Raw genomic sequence first — 24,246 nt, forward strand, 5'->3', positions numbered from 1 at the left:
TTTTCCCTAAGGACATGTAGTTTTTTTCAATTCATTTGGAACGTATACATACAAACTTGCAGCGGCAGTCAGTCGCGAAGAAGCGCTTTCGTCGGCACTTGAAAGCTCACGATCGCTTGCGCCTGGCGGGCGACGGTTTCGCTCGCTCAACGGGTGCGGGATCCGCTGCTGTAGCTTTCGTTGGACGGCTGATGCACTCCGTCAGGGCCGCAGCGGCCTCTATGACGCGCGAGGCCAGGAATTCCTCGTTGAACATCTCGAACTGCCGGACATCGCCCACGACGCTGATGCTGCCGAGCACCCTCTGGTTCTCGTCGAAGATGGGCGCGGAGAGACCCACGCGGCCGACTTCCATCTCTCCACGGGTGACGCAGTAGCCCTTCTTGCGCAACGCGAGCATCTCCTTGGACAGCTGGCGCCACTCCGGCAGCGCGCTGTCCGCCGCCTGGAGTCGATCGAAGACCCGTCGCATTGACCTGGGCTGCAGATGGGCGAGGATGATTCGCCCTGTTGCCCCCCGGTGCAGCGGCATCGCACGGCCGCGTCCGAACTGGAGTGCCGCCATGCCGCTGCCGGCCTCCTCGTGCAGCGTGATCACCGTGTCGTCATAGAGCTCGCTGAGCAGCGCGCTCAGGCCGGTCTCTGCCGCGAGCGCCTCCAGCAGTTCACGGCCGTGGTGAAGCAACGGATCGGTCTGCCTCATCTGGAGATCGAGCTGGATGATCCTCGCGCCGAGAGCGTAGCCGCCGGGCAACCTGACGAGCAAACCTGCCTCGGTGAGTTCGCGGATGTACCGGTAGGCGGTCGACGGACCACAGTCCAGCACCACGCAAACCCGCGCCGCGTCGACGGTGGGGCTCGACGGCGTGATCAGCCGCAGCACTTCCAGCATCTTGCTCAGGCTGGACATGGATTGCCACTTTCTCTCATATCAGGAATTTCGGTCGGACCTCACGAGTAGTCGCTGGTATTTGGAACGGATTTACGAATATACGGGAATTTCGCTTTTTTCTCCATCGACGGCAACCTTCCCCTGCCGCATCGCAAGACGCGGCAGCCTGCTTCGCGTGCCGAGCAGAGATCTAGGCGCTTTCCTGTTCGTTCCAGTCCCGCAGGAACCGGATCAGGGCGCGTGCATGCACGGACAAGTCGGCGTCGGGCGGCTTGCAGATCACCATGTCCAGTTGCGCCCATTCGTCGCGCAACCGGACGACGTTGAAGTCGGCAATCCCCCGCATCGACCGTGCCGTCGTTTCCGGGATCAGTGCGATGCCGGCGCCCTGCGCTGCGAGATGGCATGCCATGTCAAAGCCGCGCAGCTGCGCACGGTGCCTGAACTTCCTGCCCTGTCGATGCGCCACGTCTTCGAGCATGACCTGGATCGCCGTTCCGCGACCCAGCCCGACAAAATCAAAATCAAGCAGGTCGACGAAGTCCACCTCCGTTCCATCCGCAAGCGCTCCCTGCACCGGCCCAACGACCACGTAGCGGTCGCTGCGGTAGGGAACGGACTCCAGCGACTTCATGTCGACGGACTGCGCCACGATGCCGAAGTCGGCCTTGCCTTCCCGCACCGCGTCCGGGATCAGGTGATTGGCGACTTCCTCGATGTTCACGTCCACAGCCGGGTTCTGCACCAGGAAACGGGCGAGCGGCCGGCCCAGGAATTCCAGCAGCGACGCGGAGTTGGAATAGACCTTGACGTAGCCACTGGTGCGCTCCGCGTACGCGGCCATCTCGTCCTTGAGCTGCTGCATGCCATCGAGCAGGCGGTAGCTGTGCTGCAGCAGTGCACGCCCTGCGTCGGTGGGCGTGACCCCGAGGCGGTCACGCACCAGCAGCGGCGAACCGATGACGCGCTCCATCTCCTTGATCTGCACGCTGGCCGCGGCCAGCGACCGATGCGCTCTTGCAGCGCCATGGGTGATGCTGCCGGCTTCCACGACGCGCACGAACAAGAGGAGATCCGAGAAATCAAACTGCATGGCGGGTCAATCCAGGGTGATGACCGACGCAATATACGCACCGTTCAGGAGCCTTGTTCGGCAGCGAAGGCAGCCACCCAAACTTGCAAATTGTGTCGCTGTGCCCGTCGCAGGAGACTTGCCGCTCCAACCGGGCCCAGCCCCCAACCAAGGACTCCGACCTCATGACCTACACCATTGCCGCCAGATGCCCGACCAGCGGGAAGCTGGGCATGGCCATCGCCACTTACTCGCTCGTCGCGGGGCAGCTTTGCCGCGGCATGCAGGCCAACGTCGGCATCGCCATCACACAGGCGTTCCCGCGCCAGGCCAATCAGTCCACCGCATTGCGCCTGCTCGGTGCGGGGTTCTCGGCGGCCCATGTGCTGCAGATCCTGCAGGCCGACGATCCGCACGCCGAATACCGCCAGACATGCGTGATGGGCCGCAGCGGTCGCCCGGCCGTGTTCACGGGCACACAGGCCCGCGGCTGGGCCGGCCACTTCATCGGCGAGGACTTCGCGGCCTTCGGCAACGTGCTGGCCGACCAGCGCGTGCTGGACGCCATGTGCGAAGCATTCACCCGGCGAACGGACGATGCCCTCGAGGACCGTCTGCTCGCAGCGATCGAGGCCGCACGGGATGCCGGAGGTCAGGCCGGCCGGAGCGGACGTCTGCCGGAACGATCGGCTGCCATCGTCGTGGTCGACCGGGAGGACTATCCCGAGCTCGACCTCCGGGTGGATTTCCACCCGGCGGCGGTGGACGAACTGCGGCGCCTCCATGATGCCTACCGTCCGTACCACGACTACTACCGCCTGCGCGCGACGGCGCCCGGGACCGGCCTTCCGCAAGAAGAATTTCAAGCCAATCTCGACCGCCAGCACGTCCTCGCACGCGGCACGGCCTGACCCAACCCGGAGTTTCCGAATGCCCCACTCTTTCAGCCGGCGTACCGCCCTCCAGTGGATGGCCTCGACCGCGTTTGGCGCTGCCTTCGCGTCGGCCGCAGCCGACGCCTATCCCAGCCAGCCCGTCAAGATCGTCATGCCGTTCGGCCCGGGAGGCGCGGACGCGCTCTACCGCATCGTGGCGGAGCGGCTCCAGGACCTCTGGAGCCAGCCTGTGCTCATCGACTACAAACCCGGTGCCGCCACGGTGGTCGGTACCGACTTCGTGACCAAGTCCAAGCCCGACGGCTACACGCTCGGCATGGCCGGTGCGAACCTGGCCGTCAACCCGATCTTCTACAAGACGCCGTACAAGCGCGAGGACTGGCGCGGCGTCGCCAATCTGGTGGAAGTGCAGATGGCATTGGTCGCGCGCCCCGATGCCCCGTTCAACAACGTCAAGGAACTGGTCGCCTACGCCAAGGCCAATCCGAACACGGTGAACTACGGCATCGCCGGTCTCGGCGCGACCTATATGGGCATGGAGATCCTGATGCGCCGCGGCGGTTTCTCCATGCTCAAGGTGGGCTTCAACAGCAACGGGACAGCCCAGTCCGAGCTGCTCGGTGGACGCCTGGATGTGCTGGTCGACCCGCTGGTCGGCCTGGCGCAGCACATCAACGCCGGCAAGATGAAGGTGCTGGCCATGCTCGGCGAGAACCGGTTCGAAGGATGGGAACAGCATCCGACGCTGAACGAATCGCTGCCTGGCCTGGCGGTCAGCCCCTACTACGGCGTGATCGTTCCGCGCGCAACGCCGGAACATGTGGTCGCGAAGCTCCAGGCGGATCTGGCGAAGGTCATCGGCGACAAGGGCACGCAAAAGCGCATCGCTGCACTGGGATTGGTGCCGCACTTCCAGACCGCGAAGGAATTCGAGCAACGCTCGGATGCCGATGTGCGCGCCTTCAATGACATGGCAAGGAAGATGAACATCGTCCTGCAGTGATGCGGCTGGCAAGGCGCAACCGCGCACCGCTTGTGATGTCGCCAAGGCATGGACCCGAAATTCTGGCTTCTGCCCTGCTTTTCCGCTTAACGAGAATTTAATCGGGTGGTGTCATGATCCGTTTCGGCGCGATCCACCGAATGTCACCACCATGCACCTCCTTCTCGTCGAAGACGACCGAATGCTCGCAGAGGCGGTATGCGAAGGCGCGAGCCAGATCGCTTGGAGCATCGATCACGTCGGAGATGCCTCGGGTGCGCGCCTGGCTCTCGTGGACCACAACTACTCGGCCATCCTGCTCGACATCGGCCTGCCGGGTGACTCCGGACTGACGGTGTTGCGCGCGCTTCGAAGCCGCTACGATCCGACACCGGTGCTCATGCTGACCGCCCGGGGCCAGCTCAGTGAGCGCATCCAGGGGCTGGATGCAGGGGCCGACGACTATCTGGTCAAGCCGTTCCAGTTCGATGAGCTCTGGGCGCGGGTGAGAGCCGTCATCCGCCGCAGCGAGGGCCGGGTGGTCCCGGTGGTCACGCATGGGGACGTGACGATCGACCGCAGCAAGCGCGTGGTGACACGCGGCGGCACCGAGGTACCGCTGAGCGCGCATGAATACCGCACCCTTCTGGCCCTGCTTGCGCGCCCGGGCCACGTGGTCACGCGCAACCAGTTGCAGGATGTGGTCTACGGGACAAGCAGCACCATCGAGAGCAACACCATCGCCGTCTTCATCCACCAGCTGCGCAGGAAGCTCGGGGACGATGTCATCCGCACGGTGCATGGCCACGGGTACGTGATCGGACAGCCACAAGCATGAGATCGCTGCGGTCCCGGATGCTGACCGTCCTGGCGACCGTGGTGCTCTGCTGGACGATCGCGCTCGCGGCGCTGGTGCTGTATTTCACGCACAGCCAGAACAGCGTCTGGGACGACAAGTTGGAGTCCATCGCCACGCGCTTCCTGCTGTCGCTTCCCGCGGGCAAGGAGCTGCAGGCAAGCGGCGAGAGCCTGAAGCTTCGCCACGCTGCCTCGCCCGACAGCGCACAACTGGTGTTCCAGGTCTGGTTGGACCGCAGCCGCATGGTGGCAAGCACGCCCGGCTCGCCGGCCACGGCGCTGCGGCCGGACTTCGCCGAAGGGCCTGCGACCAGCGTGATCGATGGTGTGCACTGGCGCGTGTATTCCGTCTCCGACAGCACCGGACGCGTCTACGTCCAGGTGGGCAACGTGCACAGCCTGGTCGCCGGCGAGATGCAGAAAAGGGCACTCGTCGCGCTGGCACTCAACACGCTCCTGCTGATGCTGGTCGGCGGGCTGATGTGGTTCGCGGTGCACCGCTCCCTCAGGCCGGTGGAGGCCGTGGGGGCAGCGCTGCGCGGCCGGCGAAGCTTCGATCTCACGCCGCTGTCGGGACAGGCGCTGCCGTCCGAACTCCAGCCTCTGGTCGCGTCGTTCAACCATGTGCTCGCGCAACTGAGCGGGGCGGTGGAAGGCGAGCGCCGTTTCATCGCCGACGCGGCGCACGAACTGCGCACACCGCTTTCCGCGCTCCAGGCCCAGGCGCAGGTCGCCATGCATGCGCAGACGACCGCCGAGAAGGACGCCGCCTTGGCGAAGCTCGTCGTCGTCGTGGAGCGCACCGTCCGGCTGTCGGAGCAATTGCTTGATCTCGCCCGGCTCAATGCCGGTGCAAACGCGCCGGAACACACGAACGCCGACCTCAGCGAACTGATCCTTCACATCATGCGCGAGTTCGAGGTGTACGCACAGAAGCAGTCGCGCTCCATCACCCTTGCCATCGAAGCCGCCCCCATCCAATGCAATGTCGACGAGATCGGCATCCTGCTGCGCAACCTGGTGGACAACGCGCTGCGCCACACGCCCGCGGATGCGCGCATCAGGATCAGTTGCGGACATGACGCCAGCCCCGGCGGACCGTTCGTCTATCTCGAGGTCGCGGACGATGGCCCCGGCGTGCCGGAGGCCGAGCGCGAGGCCATCTTCCGCCGCTTCTACCGGGCTGCCGGCGCCGATGCGCGCGGCAGCGGCATCGGCATGTCGCTGGTAGCGGGCATCGCCCAGCTTCACCACGCGAGGATCCGGACCTCGGAAGGCCTGGAGGGACGCGGCTTAGGCATCCGGATCCTCTTTCCCGCCGCAGAACCCGCCTAGCTTGGTGGCGGGTCCGCCGGATCGTCAAAACCGATAGGCGTAGCCGATCCGCACCGCGGTCGAGCTCGAGCGTTCGACCAGCGGACTCTCCTTGATGCCACTGCCGAGACGCGTTGCGCTGAAGTCGACAAACAGGTTCTGCTTCGGCGCGATCGCGTAGTCGAGGCGCAAGCCCAGTTCGAGATTCACGGTCGAGCGGCCGTCGTAGCGCACGCGGTCGACCCGAGCCTCGGACGCACGCACGCCGTAGTAGTAGCCGACGTACTTCTTGTCGAGCCACTGCGCCGAGACACGCGGCGTGAGGCCGAATGCACCGGATGCAAAACGGCGCTCCAGCTGCAGCTTGAACTTCGTACCGTTGCTGTGACCCGATCCATCCGCCAGGAGTTCGGCCGACAGGTCGGCAGCGTCGCTGCGCCAGGCTGCGGCGCCGCCGAGCCAGACGCCGGCCTTGCGCTCGTCCATGCCGGTGAGATAGGGCGAGTCTTCGGCTTCGTAACCATCGCCGGCATAGCGGGCACGCAGCCGGAACGCCACCGGACCTGCCGACGGCAGTTTCACGTCCAGGCTGGGGCCCTGGATGCTGACGTACCTGTTCTCATACAGGATCAGCGGTAACACGCGCGCCTTGTCGTCGAACTCGCGGTAGGGGCTGCGCTCGAAGCCGAGGCCGATGCCCAGGCCCCATTGAGAGGTGCCCTCCCGGTTTCCGGTGGGCTCTTCAGCCCACGCGGCGGGCGCAGCGAGCCCGCCCAGTGCGAGCGCGGCCATCAGCAAGGCGCGGGCGCCGGCGTCGAGTCGAGGATGGAATTCATTCATCTGTGGGTACCTGAGGGTTGGAAGAAAAAAAGGAGCCGGCATCGGCATCCGTCGATGTGGAAGCCGGCGGATTGCCGTCGTGCACAAGGCTCTGGCGGCGTTGCAGGTAGAAATCACGCACGAAGAGGTAGCGGTCGAGCGCGACCGCGTCGAGCATCGAGGACGCCGACAGCAGCGACGACCGCGCCTGGGTGATCTGCAATGGCATGGCCGCGAGCTCGAACCTCGGCGAGGTGACGTAGTCCACCGGCATGGCCAGCGAATCGCGCAGCACCGAAGGCCCGAGCAGTGGCCAGACCACGTAGGCGCCCGGACCCACGCCCCACCTGCCGAGCGTCTGGCCGAAGTCCTCACCGTGGCGCGGCATGCCCCAAGGTGTTGCGGGATCGAAGATGCCGAACACGCCGACGGTGGTGTTGACTCCGAAGCGGGCCAGGTCCGACAACCCGTCGATCGGGCGGCCCTGCAGGAACAGGTTGATGGCGGAACCCACGTCCAGCGGATTGGCGAAGACATTGCCCACGCTGTGGCGAACCGGTGCGGGCACGACCCTGGCATAGCCGCGCGCCACCGGCGCAAGCACCGCCTCGTCCAGCGCATCGTTGAAGGCGAAGACCCGACGGTTCATCGCCTCCATGGGATCGGGCCGCTGGGGGACGGCACAGCCGACCAGGAGCAGCCCGGAGAGAAGTGCGGCAATTGCAGCGATGCGGCGGGTCATGGCGCGGCCTGCGATGCAGGAACGGATGCGGGCACGGGCGACTGGCGGGCGAAGCGGCGTTTGAACGCCTGCTCGACACCCTCCGCATAGGTGAAGACCACCGGCACCACCAACAGGCTCAGCAAGGTGGATGTGACGAGGCCGCCGATCACGGAGATCGCCATGGGCTGGCGGAAGCTCGCGTCAGGACCAAGCCCGAGCGCGATCGGCAGCATGCCCGCGATCATCGCGAAGGTCGTCATGATGATCGGGCGTGCCCGCTTGTGGCAGGCATCGACCAGTGCATCGAACATCGACAGGCCGCGGTCGCGAATGCCGACCACCGCGTACTCGACGAGCAGGATCGAGTTCTTCGCCACGATGCCCATGAGCATCACGAGGCCGATCATCGACGGCACGTTGAACTCGCTGCGCGCAAGCACCAGAGTGATGAAGGCACCGCCCAACGACAGCGGTATGGCCGAGAGGATGGTCACTGGCTGCAAGAAGTCCTTGAAGAGCAGCACCAACACGCAGAACATGCAAAGCACGCCGACGAGGATCGCCATGCCGAAGCCCGAGGCGAGCTCCGACGCAAGCTCGGCATCGCCGGTCTCGATCATCGCCACGCCGGAAGGCATCTCCAGCGCTGCCGGCAGCGCGCGTGCCGCGGCCAGCGCGGGCCCCATCGGCATGCCGCCCAGATCTGCACTGACCGTGACATACCGTTGGCGGTCGAATCGATCGATCTGCGCCGGACCGCTTTCCAGCGAGAGCGTGGCAACGCTGCCGAGCGGCACAAGGCCGGTTCGCGCCGGCACGCGCAGGTTCGACAGCACCGCAAGATCCTGGCGCGCCGCATCCGCAACGCTTACCCGGATGCCGACCTGCCGCTGGTCGAGGTTGAGCTTGGCCAGCTGGGCGTCGAAATCGCCGCTGGTGGCGATGCGGACCGTCTCCCCGATCACCGTGGTGCTCACGCCGAGCTCGGCGGCGCGCTGCAGGTCGGGGCGCACGACGATCTCCGGGCGCTCCAAGCTGGCGGTCGATGCAATGCCCGTGAGGCCGCTCAAACCGCGAAGCTCACGTTCGAATGCCTGCGCGCTGGACTTGAGCGCCTCCGCGTTGTCGCTTGCCAGGATCAGCGACAGCTTCTCCCCGGGGCCTTCGCCGGCAACGGCGAACCGCGCACCCGGAACGCCCGCCAGCGCCTGACGCACCTTTTTCTCGACCTCCATCTGGCCGGGCCGCTCGTCGCGCGGCGCCAGCACCAGGGTCAGCGTGCTCCTTCGCACGTCGGAGGCCGGCGCGTCGCCGCCCGGAGGCGCGACGCCCGCGGCCGTGAACACGCCGCGTACGCCCGGGATCTGAACGAGTGCGAGACGGGCTCGCTCCGACGCGGCGAGCGTCTCCGCCAGCGAGCTGCCGGGCGCAAGCTCGAGGTTGACCGAGATGAAGCCCCGGTCCGATGGCGGGATCAGGCCGCTCGGAATCAGTGGCACCAGTGCAAGCGCGCCCAGGAAAAAAGCAGTGGCTGCCCCCAGCGTCGTCTTGCGATGGGCCAGGCACCAGCGCACGGCGGCAAGATAGCCGCGCATCAGTGCGCCGTCCTTCCCGGATTCGGCTTCATGCGGCCGGTCCTTGAGCAGCCAGGCCGCCATCATCGGTGTGAGCAGCCGCGCCACCAGCAGCGACGACAGCACCGCGATCACCACCGTCCAGCCGAACTGCCTGAACAAGAGCCCCGGTATGCCGCTCATCAGCGCTGTCGGCACGAACACGACCACCAAGGTCATCGTGGTCGCGATCACGGCCAGGGCGATCTCGTTGACCGCGTCGACGGTCGCCAACTGCACCGGCTTGCCCATCCGGCGATGGCGTTCGATGTTCTCGATTTCGACGATCGCGTCGTCCACCAGAATGCCCACGACGACCGCCAGCGCAAGCAGCGTCAGCATGTTGAGGGAATAGCCGAGCCACGCCATGGCTGCAAAGGCCGGCAGGATCGACAGCGGCAGTGCCGCTGCCGCCACCAGCGTCGCGCGCCAGTCGCGCAGGAACCACCAGACGACCAGCACGGCCAGGATCGCGCCCTCGTACAGCATCTGCATCGAGCCGCGGTACTGCTCGCGGGTGTAGTCGACCGAGCCCGACACGGGTGTTACGCGCAGCTTCGGATCGTTCGCCTCCAGCTTCGCGATCGCCTTGGCGACGCCGTCGGCGATGCGGGTCTCGTCGAAGCCCTTGGCCCGGTAGACGCTGAAGCCGACCACCGGCTGGCCGTTCAGCAATGCGCCCTGCGTCCGCTGCGCGGAGGCGTCGTGGACAGTGGCCACCTGGTCGAGGCGCAGCTCGCGGCCGTCGGCCAGGGTGAGCGGCAGCGCGGCCAGCTCTCCCGCTTGCTTGACCGTTGCGACCGTGCGCACCGACTGTTCGGCAAGGCCCAGCTGGGTACGCCCTCCGGACGCGTCCATCTGCGTACTGCGAAGCCCGCGCGAGACATCGACGGCCGTCACGCCGTGGGCGGCAAGCCGGACCGGATCGACTTCGACGCGCACCTCGCGCTGCACGCCGCCCTGCCGGTCGACCCGGCCCACGCCGGGCACCGCCAGCAAGGCCTTGCTGACCGTATCGTCGACGAACCATGAGAGCGCTTCGTCGGTCATGCGCGTCGAGGCGATGGCGTAGGTGAGGATCGGACCGCCGCCGACGGTCACCGCGCTGACGGCCGGCTGCAGCAGATCGACAGGCAGATCCGATCGGATCCGGTCGACGGCATCTTTCGTGTCGAGGAGCGCGTCCGACAGGCGCTTCTCGAGCGCGAACTCGGCGCGGATCTCGACCTGGCCCTCGGTGATCGAGGTGCGTGTGTGCTTGAGCAGGCCGACAGCGGCCAGCGAGTTCTCGACCTTGCGCGCGACCTCGACCTCAAGCTGGGCCGGGGCCGCGCCGGGTTGCGCCAGGACGATGCTCACTGCGGGCAACTCCATGTCCGGCAGCGCCTGGATCGACAGCTGCTCGAACCCGCGCAGGCCCGCCAGCGACAACAGCACGAACATCAGGATCGCAGGAATAGGATTGCGAAGCGACCAGGTGGCGAAGTTCATGCTCATCCTCGCGCCGGAAGGTCGGCAGAGACCAGCGGTGCGCTGGCCGCCGGCCGTGCGATGCGAACCACGTCGCCATCGTTCAGGAGCCCGGCGCCCTGGGCCACCACGCGCTCACCCTCGCGCAGCGCTTCCATGATCTCGACCTCGCCGCCCTGGCGCCGGCCGACGGTAACGGCCTGCGCGGCCACGTGCGCAGCACCGCGCTCTTCCTGGACCTTGAAGACGTAGCTGCGGCCATCGCGAATCACCACACTGGCTGCGGGCACGACCATGGCAGGCCGCTGCGCGAGCACGATGCGGCCGGCGGCATACATGCCGGCACGCGTACTTCCCGGGCGCGTGATGTCCGCATACACCATCCCCATGCGCGAACGCTCGTCGAGTGCGGGCGCGGTCTGGCGAACACGCCCCGTTGCGCTGCCGCCGTCGGGCAGGCTGAGTTCGACGCGCTGGCCTTCCACGATGTCCAGCAGCTGCATGGCAGTGACTTCGCCGCGCCATTCCAGCCGCTGCTGGCGGATCAGGCGAAACAACTCCTGGCTGCTTGCTCCCACCGCCCCCAGCGAGGCACTGCGCGCGCTGATCACACCGTCGTCGGGCGCGACAACATTGGCATGGCGCAACTGGACCTGTTTCGCTTCCAGCTGGGCCTGCGCAATCTCGACCTGCGCGCGCGCAGTTTCGGCCTGGGTGACGTACTGCTGGACCTCCTGGTCGCTGATTCCCCCACTGCCGCGCAGCGCGAGGGCGCGTTGCTCATTGGCGTTGGCCTGGGCCGCCGTGGCACGCGCTTGCACGGTCGCGGCGCGCAACTGGGCGACCTCGGCGCGCAGGCCGGTGTCGTCGTACCGCGCCAGCACCTGGCCGCGCTTGACCGGATCGCCGACGTTCACGTTGACCTCGGTCAGGCGCAAGCCTGCCGCCTGCGATCCGACGATCGCTTCCTGCCAGGGCACGATCGTGCCCGTGGCATCGAGCACGGCAGGCCAGGTGACCTGCCGTGCCGCCGCAACGGTGACCGTCAACGCAGGCGGCACCCCGGGCGGCGGCGTGGTCGCCGCGGCCCGGGGCAGTGCCGCGACGAGCACGGCGCCGGTGGCAACGACGGCTGCGGCGACCAGCAACGGCACGCGCAGCGATCGCCAACGCGCCAACGAAGGCAACATCCCTGCGAGGGGCTCAGCGTGCTGATAGACGGGGTAGAACATAGGCGTTGCTTTCGGTGGTGATGGCAGTGGGCCCGGCCGCGCGCACCAGCGCGACCCAGGCCTGGGCGGCGTCATGCGCCGCCGCGATGGCGCTGTCCTGCGCAGCGGATTCCTGCCGCCGCGCGTCTTCGAGTTCGAACAGGCTCACGGCGCCCGCGCGCCATTGCGCTTCGGTGGCGGCCAGCGTGCGCCTTGCAGCATCGGTCGATTCACGCGTGCTGGCGATGCGTTCGCGGGAGGACGCGACGGCGGCCAAGGCGTTCTCCACCTCCTGGCTCGTCGTGCGCAACACCGCACGCAGCGTGGCTGCCGCGGCCCGATGCCTTGCCTGTGCACCTTCGACCTGCGCGGCGCCGGCACCTCCGTCGAAGACAGGCGCCGACAACGCCGGCGTCAGTGCCCAGGTCGTGAAGTCGAGCGTGCTGCCACCCGCGCGAAGCCACTGCCCGCTGATCGCCGCCGCAAGGTCGATTCGCGGCAGTCGTTCTGCCCGCGCGACCGCGATCTGCTCCCAGCTCGCAGCCACTTCACGTTCGGCCGCAACGACGGCAGGATGCGCGGCGAGCACCGTCGCGGGCAGGGCCAGCGCAACGGGCGGCGCCTTCGGCATCACCGCGGCCGTGCCGGCGGACGGGACCGCGCTGCGAACCTGCGCAGCATCGCGACCGGTGAGTGCCGACAGACCATTGACGATGCGCGCACACGATTCATTGCGAAGCGCCAGGCTGGTCCGCACAGCGGCGAGACCGCTTTGCGCGCGAGCCACGTCGACGGGCGCGACAAAACCTGTCGCCAGTCGTCGAAGCGTCAGCGCAAGGACCGATTCGCGCGAACGGATGTCCTCGCGCACAACGGCGCGCGAGAAGTCGCAGGCGCGCAGTGCCAGCACCGAGTTGGCGATCTGCGCCGCAAGGCTCAGCCGCGCGGCCTCCGCGTCAGCCGTACGGGCATCCAGCCGATGCTTTGCCGCCTCGACCGACTTTCGGACCCGGCCAAAGAGATCGATCTCCCAGCTCAAGCCGAGTCCTGCAGAGGCGGTGGTCTCGAGCGAGGTGGCCGAGGTGTCTCCGCTTGTGCCGAGGCTGCGAGCCCGCGTCGCCGTGCCGTTCAGCGAGATCGCTGGCAGGCGCTGCGCCGCGTCGCTGCCGAGACTTGCACGCGCCTCATCGACACGCGCCACGGCCTGCGCCACCGACGGGCTGTCGGCCATTGCATGGTCAGCCAGTTCGTTGATGGCGCTGTCGTTGAGGAGCGTCCACCAACGATTACCGGGGAATGCAGCCGCCGCATCGGGAAGAGGCACCGCTGCCGACCATGCTGTCGGCGCAGAAAACGCCGGAGGCCGGTAGTCCGGCTGCGTCGTGCAGCCGCCCGCGACCAGGACGCCTGCAACGATGGCCGCCCCCGCCATGGCTCTCGGCCCCCCCGCGAAGATCGCAGAGGCTCTCACGCCGGCGTCTTGCCGCAGCGGTGGCGACCCTGCAACTCATGCGCGGATCGCGGCGCGGTGCAAGGCACGTAAGTTTCGATGTGGCGGTTCGGCACGGTGACTCCAGTTCGATGCGAGCTCGGACGACATGTCTTTGCTGGCAGGACTCGATGCTGAACACCGCCGGTTAATAACTTTTTGTGTAGATTAGGATTTGATTAATGGCGCGAAACGCACCTCAAGATCAAGATGCCTCTGGCAGCACGGGTCGGTGCGGGAGCGGGTTCAGCGGAAGAGCGCTGCGTCCATTTCGCGCAGGTCGGCCGCAAGGCGCACCGTCACTCCGTCCAACATGTCGAGCACTTGGGTCTGCAGATCGATCCCGGGTGCGATTTCCGTCAGCACCAGCGCGTCGGGGTGGACTTCGAAGACCGCGCGCTCGGTGATGATCTTGGCCTGTTGGCCGCGCTCGGCCACGTTGCGCCGCACGGGGTAGGTGATGTGGTCTGCGGCCTTCACGAACTTCCTGACCTTGCCTTCCTTGAGGATGACCAGCTTGCCATCCTTGAACTCGACCTCGAGGCCGCCCGTGGTGAACGTGCCGGTGAACAGCAGCTCCCGCGCGTTATAGGCAATGTCGATGAAGCCGCCGGCGCCCGGATTGGCGACGCCGAAGCGCGAGACATTCACGTTGCCCGCCTCGTCGAACTGGGCAAAGGCCAGGGCCGCGAATGGGCATCCGCCGCCATCGATGAAATCGAACTGGCTGACACCGTCCAGCAACGCCTCGGGGTATTTGTTGGCCGAGAACTGCCAGCCACTCATCACCAAGCCGCCGAACGGGCCATGTTCTGTTGTGAATTGGTAGTCGCGGTACCCGCCTTCCTTGAAATGGCCGTCTTCCAGCAGGACGGTGGGCACGTCGGACGAAGCACCGAAACCAAAGATGGAGGTCACGCCTGGCCGCACTTCGAGCGCCGCGCGCCGCGCAATGATCTTGTCCGTGCCGAGAGGCAGACGGTCATCCGTCTGGCCATCCCAGGGCACACCGCCCAAATAGCTTTCTTCATACGGCACCTGAGTGGTCATCATCTGATGCTCGTCCACCACCACCTTGTCGACCAGCACGCCGGGGATCTTGACCATGGTCGCAGGGCGGCTGCCTCGCTCCACGATCCGGCGGACCTGAGCGATGACGGTGCCGCCGCATGCCTTGACCGCCAGTGCGATCTGAAGCGCTGCGGAATGAATGGGTTCGTCCTCGAATGACAGGTTGCCGAATTCGTCGGCCGTCGAAGCCCTGATGAAGCCCACATCGAGCGGCCAGCTCGGGTAGAACAGGTAGTCCTCGCCCTCGAATTCAACGCGTTTGATCAGGTCGTCTTCGGCGAGCGTGGTGAATTTGCCGCCGGTCTGGCGCGGATCGGCATAGGTGTCGAGGCCGATCTTCGTGAGGTAGCCCGGACTGCGCCGCGCGACTTCGCGCAGCCAGTGCATGCTGGCGCCTATGGGCCAGCTGTAGGCTTCGATGCGGTTTTCCCGGATCAAGCGCATCAGCTCGGGGCGCTTGCCGGTCACGGGATCGACCGGGTTGACGTAGGAGCCGGACACGATGCGCTTCATGAGGCCTTCGATCGCCACATGGTCCATGCCTCGGATGGCCATCGCATCGCCGGTGCCGCAGGGAAAATAGAAGGTCACATCGCGCGGTTCGGCCGATGCCTTGAAACGGTCCGCCAGGCCCTTGAGCAGCGCATCCGGCGTGATCCATCCGATCACACCCACGCTGGCCACCGCATCGCCGCTTTTGACGACCGCAACGGCTTCTTCCACCGAGCAGATCTTGCTCATACTTTCACTCCGAATTTCCTGAGGGTCGCCTGCGCAGTGGCATGGCGGCAGTTGTCCTTGAAGAAGTGCGACGCGAGCAGATCGCCGCCTTCACCATCGGGGGCGCCGTGCGAGGCGAAGTACAGCTTCGTGGCGGCAACGGCTTCTTGCGGAAGGCGGGCATAGGAGGCAGCGACCTCGATCGCACGGTCCAGGGCCGCGCCGTCTTCGGTGAGGTGATCGGCCAGCCCGAGGCGCATCGCCTCGTCGCCGTGGAACGGTGTGCCGCCCCAGACCAGTTGCCGGGCCCGCGTGCGGCCGACGCGACTGATCACCGATTCGAGGCCCCATGGCGGGATCCATCCGATCTCGACCTCCGGGAGATTCCAGCGGGTGGAGCGCGCCGTGACCACCACGTCGCAACTAGCCGCCAGCACAAAGCCGCCGCCCAGTGCGAAGCCCTCCACGGCGGCAACGACGGGTTTGCGCAGCATGGCGATCTCGCGGCAGAAGAGCGCGGTGCGGGCTTCGTGGGCACACATGTCGTCCAACGACATGGCGCCGAGTTCCTTGAGGTCGCTGCCGGCGCAGAAGCCAGGCGCTCCGCCCGTCAGAACGATGGCGCCCACGTCCTCCCTGCCATCGAGCTGGGTCATCGATTCGCGCAGGCGCGCCACCAGCGCATCGCCCAGCGCATTGCGCCGCGCGGGGCGAGCGATCGTCAGCACGGCAACGCGGCCGCGCACATCCAGGTTGAGTTCTTCGTCATGCATCGAGTTGGGCTCCATCCTTGTTTAAGAGTGTTCTGACATCGGAGGCGCGCAGGCTGCGCACCGAAACTTTTTCCTTAACGCTGAGGGCTGCGGCATGGCCCATTGCGTGTCCGTAGCTGAAACATTGCGCAGTCACGCGCGCGGACGCCATGGCTTCGTGTTGTGCGCTGAGGCAGCGGCCCGTCGCCAGCAGGGATTCGCCCTGGCGCGGAATGAAGCAGCCCAGCGGAATGTCGTAGTGGTCCTCGTACAGCCACGAAAGCCGTGGCTTGCTCCCGCTGTGCAATTCGATCGGCCAGGCTGAACGGGCAATGGCGTCGGATCGCTTGCGTCCGGTTTCCACGTCCTGGTTCTGCAGGGTGTCGATGCCCGCGATCTGGCGGGTCTGGCGCACGCCGACCTGCACGCCGGTGTCGTTGAGCGTGGCGCTTTCGCAGCCGGCCAGGTTCGCCCGGAAGAACGCCCAGTACTGGCGTGCCTGCCGGCGGCCCTCGACTTCGGCTTCGGTGAGGTCGGCCGCCACCAACGGGTTGAGTTCACGTCCGTCGCGGCCGATGACGCGCGTGCAGTTGCAAAGCAGTTCGTTCTCGCGCGGCGTCGGGAACAGGAAGGCCTTGGTGCGAGGCAGTTCGTAGGTGCCCGCGGCGTTTGCCGCCAGAATCGCCTTGGACACGGCCTCGGGCATGATCGCGTCGCTGCCGTAGGTTGCCAGGAAGCGCTCCACGTCCACGTTTCCCATCCGGAAGATCATGGTGGGGTTCTGTACTTTTCCGTTCGCGCCCACATTCGTCGGCAAGCCAGCCATTGCAAATATGTCGGCGTCGCCACTGGCATCGATGGTGACCTGTGCACGGATGTCGATGGCGCCCTGTTTGGTGAAGGCTCTTACGCCTTCCACGCGCTCACCCCCCTCCATGTGCACGCCGATCACGGTTGCGTGATAGATCACCTGAACACCATGGCGCTGCAGCAGTTCATCGCCGGTTTCCCGCCACGCCAATGGCTCGTGCACCAGCGTATAGGTGTCGCCGTAACGCACTGGCCCAGTCAGTCCGCCTCTGCCGTTCATGGCGGTGATGAATTCGTCGACGAAGCCGAAGACGATCTTTTCCGGCTTGCCCGCAGCGTCGGGGCGTGCGAGGTACAGACCGCAGATGGTGCCCGACAGGCCGGCCACTGCCGCGCCACCGCAGAAGCCGTAGCGTTCGAGCAGCGTCACTTTCAGCCCTTGCCGCGCCGCCGTGCAAGCCGCTGCCAAGCCGGCCGCGCCGCCGCCTACCACCAGCACATCGGTCGTGACCATCTCTACCGGACGGCTGTCCAGCAATCGCGATTGACTCGTCATGAGCAACTCCTTCAGTTGTCGAGCATGGTGCGCGGCAGCCACAGCGCGATTTCCGGGAAGGCAACCAGCATCAGGACGGCCAACACCTGGATGCCGATGAAGGGCCAGACGGAGCGGAAGATGTCGCCCATCGTGATGCCGGGCGGCGCGGCGCCCTTGAGGTAGAAGGCCGCGGGTCCGAATGGCGGAGAGATGTAGGAGATCTGCATGTTCATGCAGAACAACACACCGATCCAGATTGGATCGAAGCCGAGAGCGACCAGCACAGGCACGAAGATCGGCGCGGTCAACAGCAGGATGCCGATCCAGTCGATGATGCAGCCGAGGACGACCCACACCAGGTTGACGACCAGCAGGATGCCCCACTTGCCAATGGGCAGCCCGGCAATCAGGTCCTTGAGGTACTGGGTGCCGCCGGCAATGGTGTAGATGCCGATCAGCGCGGAAGCACCGAAGAACAACCAGTACAGCATGCAGGTGACCTTGGTGGTCTCCACCACGGCGCTGGACATGCCGGCCCAGCTCAGGCGCCGATTCACTGCGGCTGCCACCACCGCGCCGGCGACACCGATGCCTGCCGCTTCGGTCGGCGTGGCAACGCCCATGTACAGGGAACCAAGAACCCCGAAAGCTACGGCGCCCGGCAGGATCAGCTTCTTGAGATAGCCGATTTTCTCCGACAGGGGAATGTTGATTTCCTCTGGCGGCGCAGCGGGTGCGATCTCGGGTTTCAGATAAGAGATCGTGACCACATAGATGATGTAGAGCCCTGCCAGCATGAGGCCGGGCAGGATGCCCGCCATGTAGAGCTGTCCGATGGAAGTGCCGGTCGTCAATGCATACATGATCAGGACCACGCTGGGAGGAATCAGCGTGGCAAGTCCACCGCCGGCGCAGATGGAGCCCAGCGCGAGCGACTTTCCGTACCCGCGCTTGAGCATGGCCGGCAGCGCCACGACACCCATCGTCACGATCTCTGCACCGATCACGCCGACCATCGCCGCCATCAGCGCACACGAAATGATCACAGCGACGGCAAGGCCTCCACGGATGCGCCCGGACCACACGTACGCGGCCTTGAAGATGTCTTCTGCGATGCCGGCTTTTTCGAGCACCATCGCCATCAGGATGAAGAGCGGCACGGAGACCAGGATCTGGTTCCCCATGAGTGTGAAGACGCGGCTGACGATCAGATTCAACGTGTTCACGTCGAACAACCAGACGCCGAACACCACAGCGACGGCGCCGGTTGCGAATGCGATGGGCACACCGACCACCAGCGCCGAAACGAGCGCCAGAAGCAGGAGAAGGGTCAAGGTATCAACGGCCATGAATGTCTCTTGCAGCGGGATTGGGGGCAAGGCCGAGATCGACCAGCAAATTGGCGAAGCCTTGCAGCAGCAGCAGGACGCCGGCGATCGGAATGGCGAGCTTCACGGGCCACAGCGCCGGATTCCAAAGCGTGCCGCTTCCCTCGTGCTCGCGGATCGACGCCAAGGCCAGTTCCGCGCCGAAATAGATCAGCGTCAGGCAGTAGATCGAGAACAGGCCGAACGCGATGACGTCGACGTACTTTTTCAAACGGCCGCCACGGTCCGCGATGGGCTGGTACACCAGATCGACGATCACATGCTTGCGATGCAGCAGCGTGAAGCCACCGCCTAGCGCATAGGCCATGCCGGCGAGGTAGGTCATGGATTCGTCGGCCCACAGGGATGGTGCATTGAACACGCCCCGGCCGATGACTTCCTTAAGGATGATCAGGACGACTGCCACGATGAGCAGGCCGGCAATCCGGCCGACCCACTCGTTCACATGTCCCACGAATCGGACGTAGTGGTTCATGCGCGTCAGGCCAGCAGCTTCAGTTCACGCAGAAAGGCGCGCTGGGATTCCGCCGCCTGTTTGGCGAGCGGCCCCTTCGCGGCCCATTCATCAACCACGCCTTGGGCGACCTGGCGCGCACGAGCGATGTCGGCATCCGACCACACCACCAGTTCGACACCCTTTTTCTGCACTTCGGCCGCGACGCGTTTGTCGTTCTCGGCAATGCGGCTCACCTGGGTGGTCGAGAACTCGCGCCAGGTACGCTCCAGGATCTGTTTGACATCGTCGGGCAGGCTTTTCCAGGCACTGGCATTGACTGTGAAATCCTGGATGGGCATCGAGTGGAAGCCGGGGAAAGTCGCGTACTTGGCGACCTCGAAGAACCCGACCTTGGCATTGACCGAGATCGTGGACCAGTCGACGCTGTCGACAATGCCTTTCTCGATGGCGGAGTAGGCCTCACCGCCGGGCAGGACGACGATGGACGCGCCCATCTTGGCGATGGTTTCCGCAGCAATGCCCTGGGCGCCACGGTGCTTGATACCCTTGAAATCCTCGGGACGCCGGATGGGCTTCTTCGACGTGAGGGACTCGACGCCCCACCAGGTCGCGCCCACGGTGTAAGCGTTGAAGCGCTGGTAGGCCTTGCGCAGCATCTCGATGCCGCCCTTCTCGTACAGCCAGCGGTTCTGCTGCTCCGGCGAGCGGTATCCGAAGGCGAAGTCGCCGATGACGGCCAACGCCGGCTCCTTGCCCGCCCAATAGCCAGGGTACGTCGACTGGCCCTGCAGTACGTTCTGGCTGACTGCATCCAGGGTTTCGAAGGCGCCCACCACAGCGCCGGCCGCAAAGGTCTGGATCTCGAGCCGGCCGCCCGTATTGACCTTCACCTTCTCGGCGAATTCCTCGAAGTACTTGAAAGTGTCTTCGCCCGCGCTCCAGAGGGTCTGAACCCGCCACTTGGTCGGCTTCTGTCCGAAGACGATGGCGGGCATCCCGGCAATCAGTGCTGTTGACGACGCGGCAACCGCCTGCAGAACCCGGCGTCGATGAAAGTTGGTCATTGTTGTCTCCTGGTTGGGCATGGAAGCCGGTCAAAGGCTGGTATATCTGAACTAGTGTTAGTAATATATTAAGGAGGGCAAAAAAAAACTATAGGGTTTACGCTAGCCTCTGATGCCGTGGCTGCTCCCGAGCAAATTCCTGGTGAACTGCTCGGCGATGTCACTGACGTTGTCGCAGTGCTGGGCTACTTTTGATTCGTCACCGGCGACAATGGCACGCGTGAGTTCGGCATGTGCTGGACCCACCACAGGAAGGTTGTTGAAAGCACGATGGTGCGCAAAATAGAACCGCTGCGACAGCGTGTGGAGCGGGCGGAGAGCGCGAGCTGCAAATTTGTTTCGCGCGCACTGCGCAACGAACCGCTTGATTTGGAAGTGAAACTGAAGGTACGCCTCGGCCTGCTGCGACTCTCCAGCGCGCTGTATGCCGTCTGCCATTTCGAGCAGTTGTCTGCGCTCGTCGTCGGTGCATCGAACTGCCGCACGAATCGACACCAGTTTCTCCAACACCCGGCGCGCGTCCAGCACCGCCATTTGGTCCTCGACAGAGATTTCGCTCACCACGATCCCCGCGCGCCGGATCACGGTTACGAGACCGTCGATGGCCATGCTCACGACCGCCTCGCGAACCGGAGTGCGGCCGATGTCGAGCAGTTCGCTGAGGGAACCCTCGGTCCAGACGGAGCCCGGAGGCAGAATGAGCGTGACGAACCGCGTTTCCAACTCCCTGCGCGCTTTTTCGACCAGGGTGGGTTCAGGCGTGAAGTGCAGATCTTTATGCATATATCGTTGGAATTCTTGTGAAATACCAAGCGAGGATAGCGTGAACTGGCGGGCTGGAGCCTGCTCGCCACTGCCCCCGCTGCGCTTGCCGATGCCCCGGCGGGCGCGGCATCGGCCGCCCTTCCGAAAGTCTGGCCCGCACGATCCGCTGCGACCAGGCGTAAGCAGCTCTGGCAGATGCGAATCCGTCGGGCAGCGCCCTACCGAAAATCCCGGCTCACCGTCGCCCCTGCCAGACGCCCGAGCAAGGGCGTGAGGTCTTCCAGCCGCGACGCGACCAGGTTCTTCACCGCGCCCTCGCGCTGCCAGGTGCCGTGCACCGCGAGCAGCCGCGCGCCCAGCAGTTCCTGGCGCTGCGCGTCGCGCAGGCTCTTCCAGACGATCGCCTGGACCACGCCGGTCTCGTCTTCGAGCGACACGAAGATCGTGCCCTTCGCGGTCTCGGGCTGCTGGCGCAAGGTGACGATGCCGCAGTGGCTCACCTGCTCGCCGTTCTCCATCGCGTCGAGCTCCCGCGCGGTCATCAGCCCGCGCCGCGCGAGGCGTTCGCGCAGCAAGGCGAGCGGATGCCGGCGCAGCGTCAGGCCGGTCGAGGCGTAGTCGAACACGATCTCCTCGCCCTCGGGCGCGGCGTCGAGTTCAAGAAAATCCTCGTCGACCGGCGCCTCGCGCAGCAGCGCCGGCGCGGCGCGCAGCCCCGCCGCATCCCAGACCTGCTGGCGTCGGTGGCCCGACAGGCTCGCGAGCGCATCGGCGGCGGCCAGCAGCTTCATCTCGTGCAGCTCTAGCCGCGCGCGCAGCGCCAGGTCTTCCGCGCTGTCGAACACCTGCTGCGCGCGGGCCCGGGCAATGCGCGCGGCCGAGGCCGACGCGAGCCCGCCGACCATGCGCAGCCCGAGCCGCACGGCCGGCGTGTGCGCCAGGTCTTCGAGCGTGCAGTCGACGCCGCTGTACATCACGTCGACGGGCCGCACGTCGACACCATGGCGCCGTGCATCCTGAACGAGCTGCGAGGGCGAATAGAAGCCGAGCGGCTGCGAGTTCAACATGGCCGCGAGGAACTCCGCCGGGTGATGGCACTTGATCCAGCAGCTCGCATAGACCAGCAGCGCGAACGAGGCGGCATGGCTTTCCGGAAACCCGTACTCGCTGAAGCCCTTGATCTGCTCGAAGATGGCCCGGGCAAAGCCCTCGTCGTAGCCGCGCGCGGTCATGCCGTCGACGATCTTCGCGTGGTAGTGCTGGAGGCCGCCCTTGCGCTTCCAGGCGGCCATCGCGCGCCGCAACCCGTCGGCCTCGCCCGGCGTGAAGCCCGCGGCCAGGATCGAGATCTGCATCACCTGCTCCTGGAACACCGGCACGCCCAGCGTGCGGCCGAGGGCCTCCTTCAAGGCCTCGCTCGGGTAGACCACCGGCTCCCTGCCCTGTCGCCGGTTGAGGTACGGGTGCACCATGCCGCCCTGGATCGGCCCGGGCCGCACGATCGCGACCTCGATCACCAGGTCGTAGAAGCAGCGGGGCTTGAGCCGCGGCAGCATGCTCATCTGCGCGCGGCTCTCGATCTGGAACACGCCGACGGTGTCGGCCTTGCAGATCATGTCGTAGGTCGCGCTGTCCTCCGCGGGAATGTCCTGCATGCCGAACACGCAGCCCTTGCGCAGCCCGATGAAGTCGAGCGCCTTGCGCATCGCGGTCAGCATGCCGAGCCCGAGGCAGTCGACCTTGAGCAGGCCGAGCGCGTCGAGGTCGTCCTTGTCCCATTCGATCACGGTGCGCTCGGGCATCGAGGCGTTCTCGATCGGCACCATGCGGCACAGCGGCCCCTTGGTCAGCACGAAGCCGCCCGTGTGCTGGCTCAGGTGGCGCGGAGAGCCGATCAATTGCCCGGTCAGCTGCAGCAGTTGCTGCACCTGGAGCGAATCGACCGACAGGCCCACCTCCTGCAGCCGCTCGGGCCGCACCGCACCGCCGTCCCACCACTGGTGCCCCTTGGCGATCGCATCCACCGTCTCCAGCGGCATGCCGAGCGCCTTGCCCACGTCGCGGATCGCGCTCTTCGGCCGGTAGCTGATCACCACGCCGGTGATCGCGGCGCGCTCGCGGCCGTACTTGGCATAAAGGTACTGCAGCACCTCCTCGCGCCGCTCGTGCTCGAAGTCGATGTCGATGTCGGGCGGCTCGTTGCGCTCCTTCGAGATGAAGCGCTCGAACAACACGCTCATGCGGCCGGGGTCGACCTCGGTCACGCCCGTGCAGTAGCAGACCACGCTGTTGGCGGCGCTGCCGCGGCCCTGGCAGAGGATGTGCTGCGAGCGCGCGAACATCACGATGTCCGCCACGGTGAGGAAGTAGTGCTCGTACTTCAGCTCGGCAATGAGCGCGAGTTCGTACTCGATCTGCGTCTGGACCTTGGCCGGAATGCCGTCCGGCCAGCGGCGCCCCGCCCCTTCGTAGGTGATGCGGCGCAGGTAGCCCGCCGGCGTCTCGCCCGCGGGCACCACCTCGTCGGGGTACTGGTAGCGCAGTTCGTCGAGGCTGAAGCTGCAGCGCGCGGCCACCTCGAGCGTCTCGGCGAGCAGCTCGGGCGCATAGGTCTGCGCAAGCCGCAGCCGCGTGCGCAGATGCCGCTCGGCATTGGGCTGCAGTTCGAGCCCGCACTCGGTGAGCGGCTTGCCCAGGCGCGTGGCGGTCATCACGTCCTGCAGCGGTTTGCGCGAGCGCACATGGAAATGCACGTCGCCCGCGGCCACCAGCGGAATCTGCGTGGCCGCGCTGATCTCGCCCAGGCGATGCAGCCACATCTCGTCGTCGAGCAGGCGCAGTTTCTCCACCGCGAACCAGCAGCGCCCGGGGAATTCCCGCTGCAGCCAGCGCGCGAGCCTGCCAAGCTGCGCCGTCGTGGCCATGCGCCGGGGCGAAGCGAGCACCAGGCAGCCGGCGAGTTCGTCGCCGCGAAGCTGCGCGCGCGTCAGCCGGTAGCAGCCCTTCTCCGAGCTGCGGCGCAGCTTGGTGATGAACGCCGACAGGTTGCCGTAGCCCTCGAGATGGCAGGCCAGCACGGTGAGCGTGAACGGCGCGGCCTCCGGGTCGCCCTGCTCGTCAGGCTCGACAAGGAACTGGCTGCCGATCAACAGCTTGAGGCCGTGGTCCTTCGCGGCCACATGCGCGCGCACGACGCCCGCCAGGCTGCACTCGTCGGTGATGGCGAGCGCGGTGTAGCCCAGTTGCTTCGCGCGCTCGACCAGTTCGTGGGGCTGGCTCGCGCCGCGCAAGAAGCTGAAATTGCTCACGCACCGCAGCTCGGCGTAGTCGGGCAGTTTCAT

General features: G+C 66.1%; 19 protein-coding genes. 4 read left to right on the forward strand and 15 right to left on the reverse strand.

Features of this window, described 5'->3' with window-relative positions:
- Positions 1 to 106: 106 nt before the first annotated feature.
- Both AC3A6R_RS17565 and AC3A6R_RS17570 read right to left on the reverse strand, forming a co-directional pair.
- Complete coding sequence (locus AC3A6R_RS17565) at positions 107 to 910, reverse strand: IclR family transcriptional regulator (RefSeq protein ID WP_487865058.1); 804 nt, start codon at positions 908 to 910, stop codon at positions 107 to 109.
- Between the two features lie 172 nt (positions 911 to 1,082).
- Entirely contained in the window at positions 1,083 to 1,985 is a 903-nt protein-coding gene (locus AC3A6R_RS17570; RefSeq protein ID WP_487865059.1) for a LysR substrate-binding domain-containing protein, read from the reverse strand.
- Between the two features lie 164 nt (positions 1,986 to 2,149).
- Between AC3A6R_RS17570 and AC3A6R_RS17575 the strand changes: the two genes are divergently transcribed.
- The 4 genes from AC3A6R_RS17575 (at position 2,150) to AC3A6R_RS17590 (ending at position 6,035) form a co-directional block, all read left to right on the forward strand.
- Positions 2,150 to 2,875 (forward strand): DUF1028 domain-containing protein, encoded by a 726-nt coding sequence (locus tag AC3A6R_RS17575; protein ID WP_487865060.1) that lies wholly within the window; start codon positions 2,150 to 2,152, stop codon positions 2,873 to 2,875.
- A 19-nt stretch (positions 2,876 to 2,894) separates the two neighbouring features.
- Positions 2,895 to 3,863 (forward strand): Bug family tripartite tricarboxylate transporter substrate binding protein, encoded by a 969-nt coding sequence (locus tag AC3A6R_RS17580; RefSeq protein ID WP_487862082.1) that lies wholly within the window; start codon positions 2,895 to 2,897, stop codon positions 3,861 to 3,863.
- Positions 3,864 to 4,014: 151 nt separating this feature from the next.
- Positions 4,015 to 4,680, forward strand: coding sequence for a response regulator transcription factor (locus tag AC3A6R_RS17585; protein ID WP_487862083.1), 666 nt, complete (start codon positions 4,015 to 4,017; stop codon positions 4,678 to 4,680).
- A gap of 17 nt (positions 4,681 to 4,697) precedes the next feature.
- Complete coding sequence (locus AC3A6R_RS17590; RefSeq protein ID WP_487862084.1) at positions 4,698 to 6,035, forward strand: ATP-binding protein; 1,338 nt, start codon at positions 4,698 to 4,700, stop codon at positions 6,033 to 6,035.
- Between the two features lie 24 nt (positions 6,036 to 6,059).
- Here AC3A6R_RS17590 and AC3A6R_RS17595 read toward each other — a convergent pair whose 3' ends face one another.
- The 13 genes from AC3A6R_RS17595 to AC3A6R_RS17655 form a co-directional block, all read right to left on the reverse strand.
- The gene (locus AC3A6R_RS17595) at positions 6,060 to 6,854 is read right to left on the reverse strand and encodes a MipA/OmpV family protein (RefSeq protein ID WP_487862085.1); all 795 of its coding nucleotides are present in this window, start codon (positions 6,852 to 6,854) and stop codon (positions 6,060 to 6,062) included.
- Positions 6,847 to 7,575 (reverse strand): MlaA family lipoprotein, encoded by a 729-nt coding sequence (locus tag AC3A6R_RS17600; RefSeq protein WP_487862086.1) that lies wholly within the window; start codon positions 7,573 to 7,575, stop codon positions 6,847 to 6,849. Before AC3A6R_RS17600 ends, AC3A6R_RS17595 begins: the two co-directional genes overlap by 8 nt.
- Positions 7,572 to 10,661, reverse strand: a complete 3,090-nt coding sequence (locus tag AC3A6R_RS17605; protein WP_487862087.1) for an efflux RND transporter permease subunit — start codon at positions 10,659 to 10,661, stop codon at positions 7,572 to 7,574. The genes AC3A6R_RS17600 and AC3A6R_RS17605 overlap by 4 nt, the downstream gene beginning before the upstream one ends.
- Positions 10,662 to 10,663: 2 nt before the next feature.
- Entirely contained in the window at positions 10,664 to 11,872 is a 1,209-nt protein-coding gene (locus tag AC3A6R_RS17610; RefSeq protein WP_487862088.1) for an efflux RND transporter periplasmic adaptor subunit, read from the reverse strand.
- Entirely contained in the window at positions 11,844 to 13,283 is a 1,440-nt protein-coding gene (locus AC3A6R_RS17615) for an efflux transporter outer membrane subunit (RefSeq protein WP_487862089.1), read from the reverse strand. Before AC3A6R_RS17615 ends, AC3A6R_RS17610 begins: the two co-directional genes overlap by 29 nt.
- Positions 13,284 to 13,586: 303 nt before the next feature.
- Positions 13,587 to 15,152: an acyl CoA:acetate/3-ketoacid CoA transferase gene (locus AC3A6R_RS17620; RefSeq protein WP_487862090.1), complete on the reverse strand. Its 1,566-nt coding sequence runs from the start codon at positions 15,150 to 15,152 to the stop codon at positions 13,587 to 13,589.
- Positions 15,149 to 15,904 carry an enoyl-CoA hydratase/isomerase family protein gene (locus tag AC3A6R_RS17625; RefSeq protein ID WP_487865061.1) on the reverse strand — a complete coding sequence of 252 codons (756 nt, stop codon included), beginning with the start codon at positions 15,902 to 15,904 and terminating at the stop codon, positions 15,149 to 15,151. The genes AC3A6R_RS17620 and AC3A6R_RS17625 overlap by 4 nt, the downstream gene beginning before the upstream one ends.
- Positions 15,897 to 17,249: an FAD-dependent oxidoreductase gene (locus tag AC3A6R_RS17630; protein ID WP_487862092.1), complete on the reverse strand. Its 1,353-nt coding sequence runs from the start codon at positions 17,247 to 17,249 to the stop codon at positions 15,897 to 15,899. Before AC3A6R_RS17630 ends, AC3A6R_RS17625 begins: the two co-directional genes overlap by 8 nt.
- 11 nt (positions 17,250 to 17,260) lie before the next feature.
- A complete protein-coding gene (locus tag AC3A6R_RS17635; RefSeq protein ID WP_487862093.1) occupies positions 17,261 to 18,580 on the reverse strand; it encodes a TRAP transporter large permease in 1,320 nt (439 codons plus the stop codon).
- Positions 18,570 to 19,094: a TRAP transporter small permease subunit gene (locus AC3A6R_RS17640; protein WP_487862094.1), complete on the reverse strand. Its 525-nt coding sequence runs from the start codon at positions 19,092 to 19,094 to the stop codon at positions 18,570 to 18,572. Before AC3A6R_RS17640 ends, AC3A6R_RS17635 begins: the two co-directional genes overlap by 11 nt.
- A 5-nt stretch (positions 19,095 to 19,099) precedes the next feature.
- Positions 19,100 to 20,140 (reverse strand): TRAP transporter substrate-binding protein, encoded by a 1,041-nt coding sequence (locus AC3A6R_RS17645; protein WP_487862095.1) that lies wholly within the window; start codon positions 20,138 to 20,140, stop codon positions 19,100 to 19,102.
- 102 nt (positions 20,141 to 20,242) lie between these two features.
- Positions 20,243 to 20,923 (reverse strand): GntR family transcriptional regulator, encoded by a 681-nt coding sequence (locus AC3A6R_RS17650; RefSeq protein ID WP_487862096.1) that lies wholly within the window; start codon positions 20,921 to 20,923, stop codon positions 20,243 to 20,245.
- Between the two features lie 200 nt (positions 20,924 to 21,123).
- Positions 21,124 to 24,246: an error-prone DNA polymerase gene (locus AC3A6R_RS17655; RefSeq protein ID WP_487862097.1), complete on the reverse strand. Its 3,123-nt coding sequence runs from the start codon at positions 24,244 to 24,246 to the stop codon at positions 21,124 to 21,126.

The organism is Variovorax sp. Soil_C_19 (assembly GCF_057657255.1).

Bases quoted from the DNA above. Each gene is read 5' to 3' on its own strand.
- AC3A6R_RS17590 (WP_487862084.1), top strand. From the start codon at position 4,698: ATGCTGACCGTCCTGGCGACCGTGGTGCTCTGCTGGACGATCGCGCTC.
- AC3A6R_RS17575 (WP_487865060.1), top strand. From the start codon at position 2,150: ATGACCTACACCATTGCCGCCAGATGCCCGACCAGCGGGAAGCTGGGC.
- AC3A6R_RS17620 (WP_487862090.1), bottom strand. From the start codon at position 15,152: ATGAGCAAGATCTGCTCGGTGGAAGAAGCCGTTGCGGTCGTCAAAAGC.
- AC3A6R_RS17625 (WP_487865061.1), bottom strand. From the start codon at position 15,904: ATGCATGACGAAGAACTCAACCTGGATGTGCGCGGCCGCGTTGCCGTG.
- AC3A6R_RS17585 (WP_487862083.1), top strand. From the start codon at position 4,015: ATGCACCTCCTTCTCGTCGAAGACGACCGAATGCTCGCAGAGGCGGTA.
- AC3A6R_RS17655 (WP_487862097.1), bottom strand. From the start codon at position 24,246: ATGAAACTGCCCGACTACGCCGAGCTGCGGTGCGTGAGCAATTTCAGC.
- AC3A6R_RS17645 (WP_487862095.1), bottom strand. From the start codon at position 20,140: ATGACCAACTTTCATCGACGCCGGGTTCTGCAGGCGGTTGCCGCGTCG.
- AC3A6R_RS17635 (WP_487862093.1), bottom strand. From the start codon at position 18,580: ATGGCCGTTGATACCTTGACCCTTCTCCTGCTTCTGGCGCTCGTTTCG.
- AC3A6R_RS17650 (WP_487862096.1), bottom strand. From the start codon at position 20,923: ATGCATAAAGATCTGCACTTCACGCCTGAACCCACCCTGGTCGAAAAA.
- AC3A6R_RS17640 (WP_487862094.1), bottom strand. From the start codon at position 19,094: ATGAACCACTACGTCCGATTCGTGGGACATGTGAACGAGTGGGTCGGC.
- AC3A6R_RS17595 (WP_487862085.1), bottom strand. From the start codon at position 6,854: ATGAATGAATTCCATCCTCGACTCGACGCCGGCGCCCGCGCCTTGCTG.
- AC3A6R_RS17630 (WP_487862092.1), bottom strand. From the start codon at position 17,249: ATGACGAGTCAATCGCGATTGCTGGACAGCCGTCCGGTAGAGATGGTC.
- AC3A6R_RS17615 (WP_487862089.1), bottom strand. From the start codon at position 13,283: ATGGCGGGGGCGGCCATCGTTGCAGGCGTCCTGGTCGCGGGCGGCTGC.
- AC3A6R_RS17565 (WP_487865058.1), bottom strand. From the start codon at position 910: ATGTCCAGCCTGAGCAAGATGCTGGAAGTGCTGCGGCTGATCACGCCG.
- AC3A6R_RS17570 (WP_487865059.1), bottom strand. From the start codon at position 1,985: ATGCAGTTTGATTTCTCGGATCTCCTCTTGTTCGTGCGCGTCGTGGAA.
- AC3A6R_RS17580 (WP_487862082.1), top strand. From the start codon at position 2,895: ATGCCCCACTCTTTCAGCCGGCGTACCGCCCTCCAGTGGATGGCCTCG.
- AC3A6R_RS17610 (WP_487862088.1), bottom strand. From the start codon at position 11,872: ATGTTCTACCCCGTCTATCAGCACGCTGAGCCCCTCGCAGGGATGTTG.
- AC3A6R_RS17605 (WP_487862087.1), bottom strand. From the start codon at position 10,661: ATGAACTTCGCCACCTGGTCGCTTCGCAATCCTATTCCTGCGATCCTG.
- AC3A6R_RS17600 (WP_487862086.1), bottom strand. From the start codon at position 7,575: ATGACCCGCCGCATCGCTGCAATTGCCGCACTTCTCTCCGGGCTGCTC.